The 12,988-nt window shown below is 64.7% G+C and carries 13 protein-coding genes; 1 reads left to right on the top strand and 12 read right to left on the bottom strand.

The genetic code is table 11. The features are described from left to right. Nucleotides 1–18 precede the first annotated feature (18 nt). From V6M89_RS12135 to V6M89_RS12085, 11 genes are all read right to left on the bottom strand, one after another. Nucleotides 19–720, bottom strand: a complete 702-nt coding sequence (locus V6M89_RS12135; RefSeq protein ID WP_332853409.1) for a LytR C-terminal domain-containing protein — start codon at nt 718–720, stop codon at nt 19–21. 6 nt (nt 721–726) lie between these two features. Further along, the gene (locus V6M89_RS12130; protein ID WP_332853408.1) at nt 727–1,662 is read right to left on the bottom strand and encodes a type II secretion system F family protein; all 936 of its coding nucleotides are present in this window, start codon (nt 1,660–1,662) and stop codon (nt 727–729) included. A gap of 10 nt (nt 1,663–1,672) precedes the next feature. Further along, nucleotides 1,673–2,650 carry a type II secretion system F family protein gene (locus tag V6M89_RS12125; RefSeq protein ID WP_332853407.1) on the bottom strand — a complete coding sequence of 326 codons (978 nt, stop codon included), beginning with the start codon at nt 2,648–2,650 and terminating at the stop codon, nt 1,673–1,675. Nucleotides 2,651–2,654: 4 nt separating this feature from the next. Beyond that, nucleotides 2,655–4,007, bottom strand: a complete 1,353-nt coding sequence (locus V6M89_RS12120) for a CpaF family protein (RefSeq protein WP_332853406.1) — start codon at nt 4,005–4,007, stop codon at nt 2,655–2,657. 23 nt (nt 4,008–4,030) lie between these two features. After that, nucleotides 4,031–5,203 (bottom strand): AAA family ATPase, encoded by a 1,173-nt coding sequence (locus V6M89_RS12115; protein ID WP_332853405.1) that lies wholly within the window; start codon nt 5,201–5,203, stop codon nt 4,031–4,033. A 9-nt stretch (nt 5,204–5,212) separates the two neighbouring features. Continuing rightward, nucleotides 5,213–5,491 (bottom strand): hypothetical protein, encoded by a 279-nt coding sequence (locus V6M89_RS12110; RefSeq protein ID WP_332853404.1) that lies wholly within the window; start codon nt 5,489–5,491, stop codon nt 5,213–5,215. Between the two features lie 13 nt (nt 5,492–5,504). Continuing rightward, a complete protein-coding gene (locus V6M89_RS12105; RefSeq protein WP_332853403.1) occupies nt 5,505–7,046 on the bottom strand; it encodes a type II and III secretion system protein family protein in 1,542 nt (513 codons plus the stop codon). A 7-nt stretch (nt 7,047–7,053) separates the two neighbouring features. After that, nucleotides 7,054–7,890: a Flp pilus assembly protein CpaB gene (cpaB, locus tag V6M89_RS12100; protein WP_332853402.1), complete on the bottom strand. Its 837-nt coding sequence runs from the start codon at nt 7,888–7,890 to the stop codon at nt 7,054–7,056. Next, nucleotides 7,887–9,251: an AAA family ATPase gene (locus V6M89_RS12095; RefSeq protein WP_332853401.1), complete on the bottom strand. Its 1,365-nt coding sequence runs from the start codon at nt 9,249–9,251 to the stop codon at nt 7,887–7,889. Before V6M89_RS12095 ends, cpaB begins: the two co-directional genes overlap by 4 nt. Before the next feature lie 100 nt (nt 9,252–9,351). Beyond that, nucleotides 9,352–9,882: a prepilin peptidase gene (locus tag V6M89_RS12090; protein ID WP_332853400.1), complete on the bottom strand. Its 531-nt coding sequence runs from the start codon at nt 9,880–9,882 to the stop codon at nt 9,352–9,354. A gap of 56 nt (nt 9,883–9,938) precedes the next feature. Beyond that, on the bottom strand, nt 9,939–10,118 hold the full coding sequence (locus tag V6M89_RS12085) for a Flp family type IVb pilin (protein ID WP_332853399.1): 180 nt from the start codon (nt 10,116–10,118) through the stop codon (nt 9,939–9,941). Between the two features lie 465 nt (nt 10,119–10,583). Between V6M89_RS12085 and V6M89_RS12080 the strand changes: the two genes are divergently transcribed. Beyond that, nucleotides 10,584–11,627 carry a GGDEF domain-containing protein gene (locus V6M89_RS12080; RefSeq protein ID WP_332853398.1) on the top strand — a complete coding sequence of 348 codons (1,044 nt, stop codon included), beginning with the start codon at nt 10,584–10,586 and terminating at the stop codon, nt 11,625–11,627. A gap of 9 nt (nt 11,628–11,636) precedes the next feature. Here the strand turns inward: V6M89_RS12080 and V6M89_RS12075 are convergent, their stop codons facing one another. Beyond that, nucleotides 11,637–12,857 carry an HD-GYP domain-containing protein gene (locus V6M89_RS12075; RefSeq protein ID WP_332853397.1) on the bottom strand — a complete coding sequence of 407 codons (1,221 nt, stop codon included), beginning with the start codon at nt 12,855–12,857 and terminating at the stop codon, nt 11,637–11,639. Nucleotides 12,858–12,988: the final 131 nt, after the last annotated feature.

The following is a 12,988-nucleotide window of genomic DNA, read 5'->3' as shown; positions in this document are numbered from 1 at the left end:
TTTTACCGTCCGCGAGGCTCACTCCTCTCGGACGGTTTTTTTTATGGCGTCGCGTCCCAGCACGATGCGCATGTCGGCGTACACCGGCTTGCCGCTCTGCGCTTGCAGCGGCAGGCCCAGTCGCTGCGCCAGTGTCTGCGCCAGCAGCTGCCGGTCGCGCCGATATTCGATGCGGCTGACCGGCACCACGAACGGCTTCATATTGGTCAGGCGCGTGGTCTTGATGCCTTCCGCATCCAGCGTGCGCGCCAGCCGCGCGGCGGCGCCGGCCACGCCATTGCCGTTGCTGATTTCCAGTTTGACTTCGACGCCTTGCGCCACCGGCGCCGCTTCAACACTTGCGGCCACGCGCAGCACTTCCACCAGCGCCGCGCCGATCTTCCTTACTTCCGTGCGCGGCATCGAGGCGTCGACGACGGCCGCCCTGGCCTGCGCCGCGCCTTCCTTCAACAGCGCGTAGTCACGCTGCACGTCATGCGCGCGCAGTGTGGCGGCTTGCCTGAACATGGTCGCCGCCCGCACGCGTTCTCCGCCCGCCTCCAGCGCAGCGCCCAGCTGCTCCCAGCGCGATGGGTCGGTAGGCTCCAGCAGGCAGGCTTGTTCCAGCGCGGTGACGGCGCCGGCTTGCTGGCCGGTCTCCGGTACGGGCGCCGGGGCCATGCCGCTGCACGCCATCAGCAACGCGCCGGTGCACGCGGCGCCCAGTGTACGTTTCATCATCGCCTCCTATTTTCCCAACATGGCCGGCAGCATGCGGTAAATCTGTATGCCGGCGGGGCCGATCAGCACCAGCATCAGCGTTGGAAAGATGCAGAAGATCAGCGGGAACAGCAGCTTCAACGCGATCTTGGCGGCGGCTTCCTCGGCGATCATGCTGCGCTTGGTGCGCAGATTATCCGAGTGCACCCGCAAGGATTCGCCCATGCTGGTGCCGAAGCGCTCCGACTGTATCAGCATCGCCACCAGCGTATCGACATCGTCGACGCCGCTGCGCAAAGCCAGGTTGCGCAAGGCTTTCTCCTTGCTGAAGCCCGCGCGCATCTCCATCAAAGCCAGTTGCAGCTCCTGCGCCAGCGCCACGCTCTTGATGTGGATTTCGCCGGCCACCTTGGCCATGGCGCGCTCCAGGCTCAGGCCCGCTTCCACGCAGACGGTCAACAGATCCAGCGCATCGGGGAAGTTTTCGAAAATATCCCGGCAACGGGTTGCCGCCCTGCGCGACAATATGACGTTCGGTATGTAATAACCGATGGCCGCCGTCATCAACAGCAGGTGGATAAAGCCCCGGTTCAGCGTGTGCTCCAGCGCGGCGGCGCCCAGCCCCGCCAGCAAGGCCGGGAGCCCCAGCGCCAGCAGCGTCTTGGCGGCGAAGTACAGCGACGGCGCCGACGCGCCGCGCCAGCCCGCGTTCATGAAGCGGGTGCGCAACGGCGAACGCTCCCAGCCCTCCTCCGGCAACGACAGCCGTGAAAACGGTTGCGCCGCCTGCGCGACCTTCTCTATCCAACCGCCTTCGACCGGCGCCGACGATTCAGACTTGCCGATGAAATCACCGAGCCGCTCGCGTATCGGCACCGACGAAAAGCTGAGCAGCGCCACCAGCGCGACGCCCACCACCACCGCGAACACGATAACGAGAAAACCTATCTGCCGGATATCCATGCCGCGCTCCTCAAACCCGTATGCGTATGACTTTGCGCATCCACACAACGCCGCCAGCCGCCATCGTCAGCGCGTACCACGTCAGCGTCACGCCGGCCGGATCGGTCCACAGCACCTTCACGTAAGCGGGATTGGACAACATCATCAGCGCCAGCACGCCCAGCGGCAGCAAGCCCAGTATCCACGCCGACATCCGACCCTCGGCCGACATCACGCGCACCTGCGCCAGCAGCCGCAGGCGGGCGCGTATCAAGCGGCTGATGTTGCCCAGGACTTCGGCCAGGTTGCCGCCGGACTCGCGCTGTATCAGCACCGCGATCACCAGATAGCGCAGGTCGGTCAGCGGCACGCGCAGCGCCAGGTTGTGCAAGGCTTCGTTCATCGGCACGCCGTAGTTGATCTCTTCGTAGGCGAACTTGAATTCACCGGCGATCGGTTCCGGCATTTCCTCGCCCACCATCTGCATCACGTTGGCGAAGGAGTGGCCCGCCCGCAGCGCCCTGCCGAGAAAATCCGCGGCTTCCGGCAGCTGCTCCTCCAGCTTGATCAGGCGCGCGCGCCGCGTGCGCATCAACAGCGCCCAGGGCAGCGACAATATCATCGCCAGCATGCCGCTCGCCGCCAGCGCGGGCAAGTCCAGCATGGCCGGCAGCAGCAGCGCCGGCGCCAGCAACGCCAGCACACAGCCGAGGAACTGCGCCACCGACCAGCGCACGCCCGCTTGCAGCAGCAGGCGGTCCAGCGCGGCCAGGTGCCTGAAGCGGCGCAGGGTTTTCTCCAGCGCCGGATTGCGGCTGTAGCTGCGCTGCTTGAGGATATCGATCCGCTCGCCGCCGTGCTCTCCGCGCGCGGCCATCAACCGCAGGCGCTTGGAGATGCGCCGCGCACCGCTGCCGTGCGCGCCCGACCACCACAGCCAGGCGCCTTCGATCATCAGGATCACGGCGGCGAACAGCAGCACCGCAAAGGCGGAGAAGATCGCATCCATGCCGCTACTCGTAGATCTTGTCGGGGTCGAACACCGAATCGGCCACCGGCACACCGAACATGCGCAAGCGGTCGGCGAAGCGCGGCCGCACGCCGGTGGCGGAGAAACGGCCCAGCACCTTGCCGTTCGCGTCCACGCCTTTTTGCTCGTAGCGGAAGATCTCATGCATGGCGATCACGTCACCCTCCATGCCGGTGATCTCCTGCAGGCTGACCAGCTTGCGCGTGCCGTCGGTCAGCCGCGACACCTGCATCACCACCGTCACGGCGGAGCAGATCTGCTGCCGCGTCGCGCGCGGGGTCAGGTTCAAGCCGGTCATGCCGACCATGTTCTCCAGCCGCGACAAGGCGTCGCGCGCGGTGTTCGAGTGGATGGTGGCCAGCGAGCCTTCATGGCCGGTGTTCATCGCCTGCAGCATGTCCAGCGCCTCCGGCCCGCGCACTTCGCCGAGGATGATGCGGTCCGGCCGCATGCGCAACGCATTGCGCACCAGCGAGCGCTGATTGACTTCGCCCTTGCCTTCGATGTTGGGCGGCCGCGTCTCCAGCCGCACCACATGCGGCTGGCGCATTTGCAGTTCCGCCGCATCCTCGATGGTGACGATGCGTTCCGCCACCGGGATAAAACCGGACAGCACGTTCAGCATGGTGGTCTTGCCGCTGCCGGTGCCGCCGGAGATCAGGATGTTGACCTTGGCCTGGCCCAGCGCCTTCAGCACCTCCATCATCGGCGGCGTCAGGCTGCGGTAGTCGAGCAGGTTCTGCACCGTCAGCGGATTGACCGCGAAGCGGCGTATCGACAGGATGGGTCCATCGATCGCCAGCGGCGGAATGATGGCGTTCACGCGCGAACCGTCCGGCAACCGCGCGTCGACCATCGGGCTGGACTCGTCCACGCGGCGGCCCACGCGCGAGACGATCTTTTCGATGATCTTCATCAGGTGGGAGTTGTCGTTGAAGGTGACGTCGGTCAGCTCCAGCCGGCCGGCGCGTTCGACGTAGACCTTGGCGCAGGTGTTGACCAGGATGTCGGACACGCTGGGATCGGCCAGCAGCGGCTCCAGCGGCCCGAAGCCCAGCATCTCGTGCTGGATGTCGAGCACCAGGCTATGCCGCTCATGCTGATTGAGCACGATGCGCTCTTCCTCGATGATGCGCTGGACCAGCAGCGCCAGCTCGTGCTTGAACTGCTCCGGCGTCAGCCGCTTCAGGCGTTCCAGGTCGATACGGTCGAGTATCGTCTGGTGCATGCTCTTCTTCAGCTCCTGGTAGGCCGATGCCGCCAGTCCCGGCAGGCCGCCGATAATCAGGCCCTGGCGGTTGTCGTCCGCCGTCGCCAGTCGTTCGCGTAAGCTCATGTCATTCTCCGCTGTGGTTGTTCCTACTCGCTCTCGTTGCGGCCGAACAGGCGGTCGAACAGGCCTTTGCTCTCGGCCACCCGGCGCGCCGTCACCTGCTCCACCAGCTCGGCGAGGCTGCGCGCCACCGCGCTGCTGCGCGACAGCTGCAGCACCGGGATGCCCTGGTTGACCGAATCGGTGGCCGACAGATAATCGTTCGGCACGGTGTGCACCACCTCCGCGCCCAGCGCCTGCTCCAGGTCCATCAGGCGCAGCTTGCCGCCCTTTTCGTAGCGGTTGACGATCAGGCGCGTGCGCTCGCTCGGATAGCCCAGCGAACGGAAGATGTCCAGCAGGCGGCGGCCGTCGCGGATATCCGGCAGCGCCAGTTGCAGCACCGGGTGGATGGTGTCCGCCTGGTCCAGCGCGCGCAGCGAGATGGCGTCGATCTGGCGGCCCACATCGAGCACGATGAAGTCGTAGTGCTGGCGCGCCACGCGCAGGATGGTGTCCATGTGCTCTGGCTTCATGTCGACCGCGTGGTTGGGATCGTCGGCCGCCGCCAGCACGCCGAAGTTGGACGCCACGTGCACCAGGCAGGAATCGAGGAAGGAACCGTCCATGCGGCCGATCTGCGCGCAGATGTCGGACAGCGTCATCGCCGGCTTCTGGTCCGACACATACAGCGTGGCGTCGCCGAACTGGCCATGCAGGTCGATCAGCAGCACCTTCTTGTCGGCCAGCGCGGCCAGCGCGTAGCCGAAGTTGGTCGACAAGAAGGTCGCACCGCTGCCGCCCTTGCAGGAGATGAAGGCCAGCACCTTGCCCTCGCGCGTCTGGCTGACGCCGGCCGCCACTTCGATGCGGCTCATCGTTTCATGGAAGGCGCTGTGCACCAGCGGCAGTTGCAGCACCTCGCGTATGCCGGCGCGCATGGCGCGGATCAGCAGGTCCTGCTGCGGCTCGCGCGTCAACAGCATGAAGGAGGAGGATGGATACAGCTTGCTCAGGCGCTCGACAAGTTCCGCCTCGTCCGGCGCGACATCGCTGGCGTCGACGATCACCAGCTCCGGCATCTCCGGCAGCTGGCGTTCAACCGCATCGCGCAGGCCGTTGCGCGACGCCACCAGCTGCACCGCGGGCATGCGCGCGGAGCCTTGCGCGGCGACTTCGGCGTGCAGCAGGCTGTCCTTGCTGATCATCAGTGCTTTCATGGTCGTTCCTCACTTGGCGCCGCTGACGCCGATGGTAAATGCGGACGGCTGCGGCGCGGGATCGCTGCTGGCCTTTTGGTAGCGCACAAAAGCGGAGTGCGCGGCGCGGCCGTCCATGCCGGCCACCGGGTCGCGGTTGCGGCCCGCGTCTGGGTCGATCACCTGCTGCGCCAGCGTCACACGGGCGACGTCGCCGAAGTGCCGGTCCCATTGCGGCGTGGTGGGCGTAAGTTGCAGGGCGCAGGAGGCCAGCGTGCATGCCAGTGGCAGGCTAAGTAGGTATCGCATCGTCGTATCCCGTTTATTTGTGGTCGGTACTCTGGGCCGGTGGCCCTTCCATGCGCCCTTCGAGGAAGAGCTGGGCGCGGCTCGGTGGGGTGACACTGTCGGTCGGCAGCTTGTAATACGGCGGCAGCGGCTTCACCAGGTGCGGCGTGACGACGAACAGCAGCTCGGTGCGATCCTGCTGGAAGTCGCTGCTGCGGAACAGCGCTCCCAGCACCGGCAGCTCGCCCAGCACCGGCAGGCCGTGGATGTTGGTGGTCTGGGTGTTGCGGATCAGGCCACCGATGGCGAAGCTCTGGCCGTCGAACAGTTCAACCGTGGTGGCGGCGCGGCGCGTGGTAATCAGCGGCAGGATGGCGCCGCCGGAGAAGCCGGCGGCCGAGATGCCGATGCCTTCGCGCGACAGCTCCGACACCTCCGGCGCCACGCGCAGGTTGATGCGGCCGCCGGCCAGCACGGTGGGCGTGAAGTGCAGGCCGATGCCGAACTCCTTTTCCTCCAGCGTGATCTTGTTGTTGTCCTGCGCGACCGGGATGAAAATCTTGCCGCCCGCCAGAAAGCTCCCTTCCTGGCCGCTGATCGCCATCACCGTCGGCTCGGCCAGGATGCGCACCAGGCCATCCTGTTTTTCGGCCGAGATGCCGACGTGGTTGCCTGCGGCCTTGCCGCCGCTGAGCAGGCCTTTCAGCGTGCCGCTGATGAAGTTCGACGCCAGCGTGGTGCTCCAGCTGCCACCGCCAAAGCTCAGCGACAGCCCAGTCTCCAGTTTGTCCAGCAGCGTCTTGGAGACCTCGGCGATTTTCACTTCCAGCATCACTTGCTGCGGCGCGCCGACGTTGAGGAAGTTGACGATGCGCGTGGCGCCGCCGGCCGCCGATGCCGATGCCGGCGGCGTTGGCGATGCAGACGCCGCAGCGCCGCCCTTGTCTCCCTTGGCCGCCTCCAGCGCCTGCGCTGGACGCCGCACGAACGCGGCGGCCAGTTCCAGCACGCGCGCGGCGGTCTGCGCGTCGTCGACCGTGCCGCTGAGGACCAGCGTATCGCCGGCGGCGCTGACCTGGATGTCCTTCTGCGTGGGCATCAGCGCGGCCAGTGCGTTTTGCAGCGCCACCGGATCGACGCCGACCACCACCTCGATCACATTGCATACGCCGCTGCGGCCCTGCACGATCATATTGCTGCTGCCGATGTCGACGCCGACCACGTACAGCGTGTCCGGCGCCACCAGCATCGCCTGCAGCACGGCCGGATTGCCGACGCTGCGCGCCAGCACCGCTTCCGGCATACGCATCAGCGTAGACTTGCCCAGAGCGAGCGTCAGGCTGCCCGGCGTGGCCGCCTGGCCGCTGCACCGCAAGCTCACGGCGTCGCGGCCCGGCACTGGTTGCGACTGCGGCGCGTCCGGCACAGCGCGAACGGGGGCGGCGCCGGACGACGCCACGGCCGGAACGGCTGCGGGGGACGGTGCGGCGGTGGTAGCGGCGGTAGGGGCGGCGGCGGCGGCCGGCCCGAGGCTAGCCATCGCCAACAACAGCACCGTGTGTCGTAGCGTCGTCATGGCCGGCTCACAGGCATTCCTGCGTGCGCTGCACGCCGGCGATCACGCCGACGCAGGCACGGGCACGCGGCACGGCTTGCGCCAGTTGCGGGCGCGGTTTGGCAACGACGGCGAGCGTCTCCACCGGCGCCACCACTGGCGGCCTGGCGATGCCGAGCAAACTGGTCTTGGTCGCGCCGTCCGTCACGCCCGGACGCGGATCGACCTGGTTGCGCAGCACCAGCGACAGCGTGCCGACGCTGCGCGCCAGGTCGATGTTCTCGGCCTGCGCCGGCGTCACCTCCAGCGTGACGGCGTTGACCACGCGCGGCTTGGTCTCGTCGCGCCCCACTTCCTGCGCCACGGCCAGCACCAGTATCCGTTCCAGCACGATCTTGGAAATCGCGTTCTCGTTGCCGGTGGCTGCGGCCTGCGTGTTGACCAGGATATCGACAAAATTCCCCGGCAACGCAAAGCCGGCCACGCCCACCACGTCATTGACGCGCACCGTGATGGCCCGCTTGCCTTCCGAGATCAGCGCCGACAAGCCGCCCAGCGTGCCGGCCGGCGCCAGTTTGGCCTCGCTCAACGGCTCGTCGCGCAGCACGCTGGTTTTCAGCACGCGTCCCACCAGCTTGGAGCCGTCGCGGATGGCGCCGCGCGGCAGGCTGTCGGCCGGCCAGTCGATCGCCTTCAGCATCTCCGGCGTCAGCCGCTGGCCGAGGTTCACATCGGTGGCGGCGACAATGATCTTGTTGGCCGACGTCGGCGTCTGGCGCAGCAGCCAGCGCGAGGCCAGCACCACCGCCACCAGTCCCAGTACGATGGCCAGCGCCATCATCATCAGTGCGCGGCGGTTGTTCATGCTATGCGCCGTTGCAGTTGGTCGATGGCGTCGGCCGGCGCGGCAACGCCGGTGGCGAACATGCTGATCCAGGCTTGCTCCAGCGTCTCCACGCTGACGCGCGCAGGCTCGCCCAGGAAGCCGGCGAAATCATTGATGCGGCCGATGATCTCGCGCGGATAACAGGCCAGCAGCGGCAGGCCGCTGCCTGCATGCAGCTCTTCGATCAGGTAGCGCAACGCCGCCTCGTCGAACGCCGCGCCGGCGGCTACGCACTGTTGACGAAACAAGGTGCGGTAGTTGGCCACATCCAGCGGCCCGACCGGGATCTTGTAGCCGACCCGGCGCAAAGCCGACGCGTCCAGCAGCGCCTCCGGCGCCAGGCTGGTGGCGAACACCAGCTGCATGCGGCATGGCACGCTGAAGTGATAGCCACCGGCCAGCGCCAGCTGGCTGCGTTCCAGTTCCCGCGCCTGCGAGAAGCGGTTCAGCAGATCGGCGGCGGCGATGCGCTGCCGGCCCAGGTCATCGACGATCAGCAAGCCGTTGTTGGCCTTCAGCTGCGGCGGTGAGCGATAGCAGCCGCTATGGCTGTCCGCCTGCAGCTCCAGCATGTCGGCGCTCAGGTCGGCGTCCAGCGCCACCACGGGCCGCGCGCACAGCACCCAGCGCGGATCGCTGCTGCGGCGTTCCTGCGCCTGCCGCAGCTGGCGCACATGCTGCTGCGCCGGCGCGCGGTGCAGCAGCGCGTCGTAGACCTGGATGATCTCCTGTCCCACCACCAGCGCATGCGGCACCGCGATCACGCCTTGCAGCAGGGCCCCCAGCCGGCGCGCCAGCACCGACTTGCCGCTGCCCGACGGACCATGCAGCAACACCGTGCGGCCCGCATGCATGGCCGCGCCCAGCATGCGCTGCACGGCGGGGCTGAGCAAGTCGTCGGCGAATTCGGCGGCCAGTTCTTCGGCGCACAGCTGCGGCGCCTGGCCGGCCTGGCGTTCGACCACGGCGCGGTAGGCGTCCAGCGTCACCGGCGCCGGGCCGACGTAGGGGCAGCGGTCCATCCAGGCGCTGGTGCGCAGGCGGCCGGCCGACGTCAGCTGGTATTGCACGTCGATGTCCGATTCGCCGCGCCAGGCCACTTCGACCACATGCTCGGCCACCATGAACTCCAGCGCTTCGCGCAGCACATTGATCGACAGATGCAGCCGCGTGGTCAGCACCGGCAAATGAATTTTTCCGGTGATGAAGATGGTCTTGGCGATCAGCTCGACGATCAGCTGTTGCGACAAGCCGCTGTCGCGCACCGTCTTCGGCTGGGCCGGCAGCAGCTCGGCGGGGTCGGCATGGATGGCGGTGGAAGGCGATTCTACGGCGAGCATGGCGATCTCCGGCGGTGGAATTAGTTACGTTGAGGAATCAAGTCTATCGGCCCGCGCTTTGTGGATATTGACGCGCAGCAAATTCGTGGCTAGCAATCGCTCAGCGATGTGCGAGTGCGACAAGCGTCATCGTGGCCAGCGCGATCGCCAGGCCGTAGGGAATGCCGCCGACGCTGGCGCCCGGCGCCAGCGGCACCGCTTGCAGGGGCATGCCCAGGCTGCGCAGCAGCAGTGGTTTGCAGATCGTCACCACGTTGCGCCAGCCGTCGCGCCAGCGGCCGTTAAACAACAGCATCAGCAGGCCCATCAGGCCGCCGATCAGCGTGGCCAGCGCCGCCACCTTCAGGGCCATCAGCGGGCCGACGAAGCTGCCGACCATGGCCATCAATTTGACATCGCCGGCGGCCATGCCGCGCAGCAGATACAGCGGCAGGAATAAAAAAAAGCCGGCCAGGCTGCCGGCTACCCATTGCGTCAGCGGCGCCCAGTGCTGGTTACCCAGCATGTGCAGCATCAACGCCAGCAGCAGGCCGCTGAGGATCAGCACATTCGGGATCTTGCGCAGGGCCAGGTCGGTCACGGCCGCTTGCGCAACCAGGCAGATCAATATCACTTCGATCGCATTCATCATGACGGTCTCTCCAACGAAAGGCTTTCCAGCCTGACTGCGACTGGAAAGCCAGGTGGTTACGCCGAGGTGATTTTGGTCGCGATGCTGGTGAAAGCCGTGGTCAGCGCCGGGCCCAGCAAAGCGAAGACGGCGATCACCGCCGTCGCCATCGTTGCCGCGATCAAGCCATATTCAATGGCGGTGATCCCGTCTTCGTCGTGTGCGAACACCTTTGCAGCTGCAATAAGCGAGTTCATGATTTACTCCTTGGATTAAGTCAAAAAAGTACCCCTGGCGGGGTTGGCGGACTATCAAATCGCCAGTGCCCTGCCATTAAGGCCTACTATACGGATCAGAGTTTTCCGAGAGTTGACGTGCCGCAAGTTTTCCGTACGGCATTTATTTTACGGGTATGATGAAAATATGCGTGCGAAGCACACTTCACGGCTGGCTTATGTCAAACTGCATCAGTTTCCCGGCCGGTAAGCTGGAAAGGGTTATCCAGCTGTCGGAAAAAGGTCGCATACAGTTGCAAGGAATGTTTTTTTTCGCACACATGAATTGCCTTGATTGCAAAAAGCTATTATCCTGCTTAGCTGTTCTTTGGAAAGGCCCCGTGTTGCAGCTTCACTGTGCGCCTGACTATCAAAGAGATTGGCTTGATAGGCGTGAACCAAACGTGGCTAGACACAAGGTTGTGTGATTATTTTCCAGAGAAGAAAATGGATTCCCTACTGAAACACATGGTGGACATGACCGGCCACCGCGATCACACGATGCTCGACATCTCCGTGATCTCGGCGGTGCAGGAGCTTGCCCGCGCCAGCCAGGCCCGCGTACTGACGCTGGCCACAGTCAGGGGCAAGACTTTCGTCCGGCCGCGCGCCATCGTCTGCGCCGGCCAAGCGGCGCGCATGGTCGATACCACGGACTTGCACAATCCCGGCGAACCCATCGAGAACTTCCCGGCCCTGGCCGAATGCATCGCCAACCACGAATCGGGCGCCGACGTCGCCAACGAGGCGGGCGAGCACACGCTGTGGCTGCCGATCTGGCTGGGCGACAAGGCCGACACCTGCCTGGAAATCGTCAACCCGACCCCGTACACCAGCGACACCATCCACGTCATCGGCGGCATCGTCAGCGTCTACCGCAACTTCCAGAATTTGCTGGACTACAGCGAACGCGATTCGCTGACCGGCCTGCTCAATCGCAAGACCTTCGACGACCAGCTGGCCAAGATGCTGGCCGCCAGCACCGAGCAGGATGCCCTGACGCTGCCGGGCGAGCCGGAGCGCCGCAGCCACCACGAGCAGGAAAAGCAATGGCTGGCCGTGGTCGATGTCGACCATTTCAAGCACGTTAACGACCGTTTCGGCCATTTATACGGCGATGAGGTCCTGATCCTGATCGCCAACCTGCTCACCTCCTCGTTCCGCGCACAAGACCGCGTGTTCCGTTTCGGCGGCGAGGAATTCGTCGTGCTGCTGCGTTCGACCACCTTGGACAACGCCAAAAAGATCATCGACCGCTTCCGCATGAACGTGGCGTCGCATGATTTCCCGCAAGTGGGCAAAGTGACGGTCAGTGTGGGGTTTGTCAGCATCAGCGCGCTGGAGGCGCCGGTGATCATCCTGGGACACGCCGATCAGGCGCTGTACTACGCGAAAAGCCACGGCCGCAACCTGGCCTGCCATTACGACGAGTTGGTCGATGGCGGCCTGTTACAAGCCATCGAATCCAACGACACCGCCGAATTCTTCTAAACGCCGGCCTCAGGCCAGCGTGAGGAAGCGCATCGGGTCTACATTCCACTTGGTCGGCGATTCGTGGCCGACGATTTTGTCGCCGCCGCCAAACCCCAGTCCCCGCGACAAATCGATGGTTTCCGGCTTGATATAGAGATTCTTCTTGGTGTTGAAGAAAACATTGACCTTGGGCGCCAGCAAGTTGGTCTCGTGTGGTTCAATCACCACACCCAGGCGTCCTGACTCCAACATCACCATGGTGCCAACCGGATAGATCCCTACGCAACGCATGAATTCCTGCGCGAACTGCGGATTGAAGTGGAACTTGCTCCATTCATAAATCTTGCGCAAAGCCGCCGCCGCCGACATGCCCTTGTGATAGCAGCGGTCCGCCGTAATGGCGTCGTATACGTCGACAATCGCCGCCATCTGCGCCAATTCGCTGATTTCGTCGTTGGCCTGCTTGTTCGGGTAACCGCTGCCGTCGCGCCGTTCGTGGTGATGCAGCGTGATGTCCAGCGGAATCGGACCAACCTCCGGCGATTGCAGCAGGATGTTGTAGCCATCCTGGGGATGGCGCTTGATGATGGCGAATTCCTCGTCCGTCAGCGGGCCGGGCTTGTTCAGGATGGCGTCCGGCACCAGCGCCTTGCCGGTGTCGTGCAGCAAGCCGCCGAGGCCGGCCTGGTGGGTGGTTTCCGCATCGATGCCGCGCGAACGGCAGAACGCAACCAGTAGCGTACAAACGCTAACCGAGTGTAAAAAGGTGTAATCGTCTTTGTTCTTGATGCGCAGCAAACCAACCAGCGCACCTGGATTACGCAGGATAGATTCGGTGATATTCTGCACCACTGGCTGGACTTGATCGAGCTCGATGGCTTTGCCCAGGCGCGCATCCTGCATCACGGTGCGCACCAGCGTCGATGCCTGGTGGCGGATTTGTACCGCGCGCTTCATTTCCTCGCCCAGCGAGACGCGGGTGATGACTGGCGCCTTGGCGACGATTTCCACGATTTCGCGTTCGGTTGCAGCCTGTGCTTCATCCACCGTCGGGGCGTCCTGCACGTCCAGTCCCTTGCCGCTGTCTATGACAACGTCATGGATGCCGGCGTTGATGATCTTGCGGATTTCATCTTCGCTGGAGATCAGGAAACGGTTGCGGACAAACGGATGGGTCATCCAGTCGCAGCTCAGGTCATGGATGTACATGCCCACTTTTAGCTGCGAAGAGTCGACTTTCTTTAACATACTGGTACCCACTTTTCAAAGGCTGGAAGCAGCGGAAAGCGCTGATGCCAGTATAGCAAATAGTTTCCCATCAGGATTAGATTTACAGGTGCTACCATTTGTTTGTCTAGGTTAACACTACCCCCAAAACC

Origin of the sequence: Duganella sp. S19_KUP01_CR8 (assembly GCF_036688705.1) — a bacterium.
In the GTDB taxonomy this organism is placed as follows: Bacteria; Pseudomonadota; Gammaproteobacteria; order Burkholderiales; family Burkholderiaceae_D; genus Rugamonas.
Note: the sequence above shows the minus strand (reverse complement) of the source record. Positions and strands in the feature narration are given on the sequence as shown.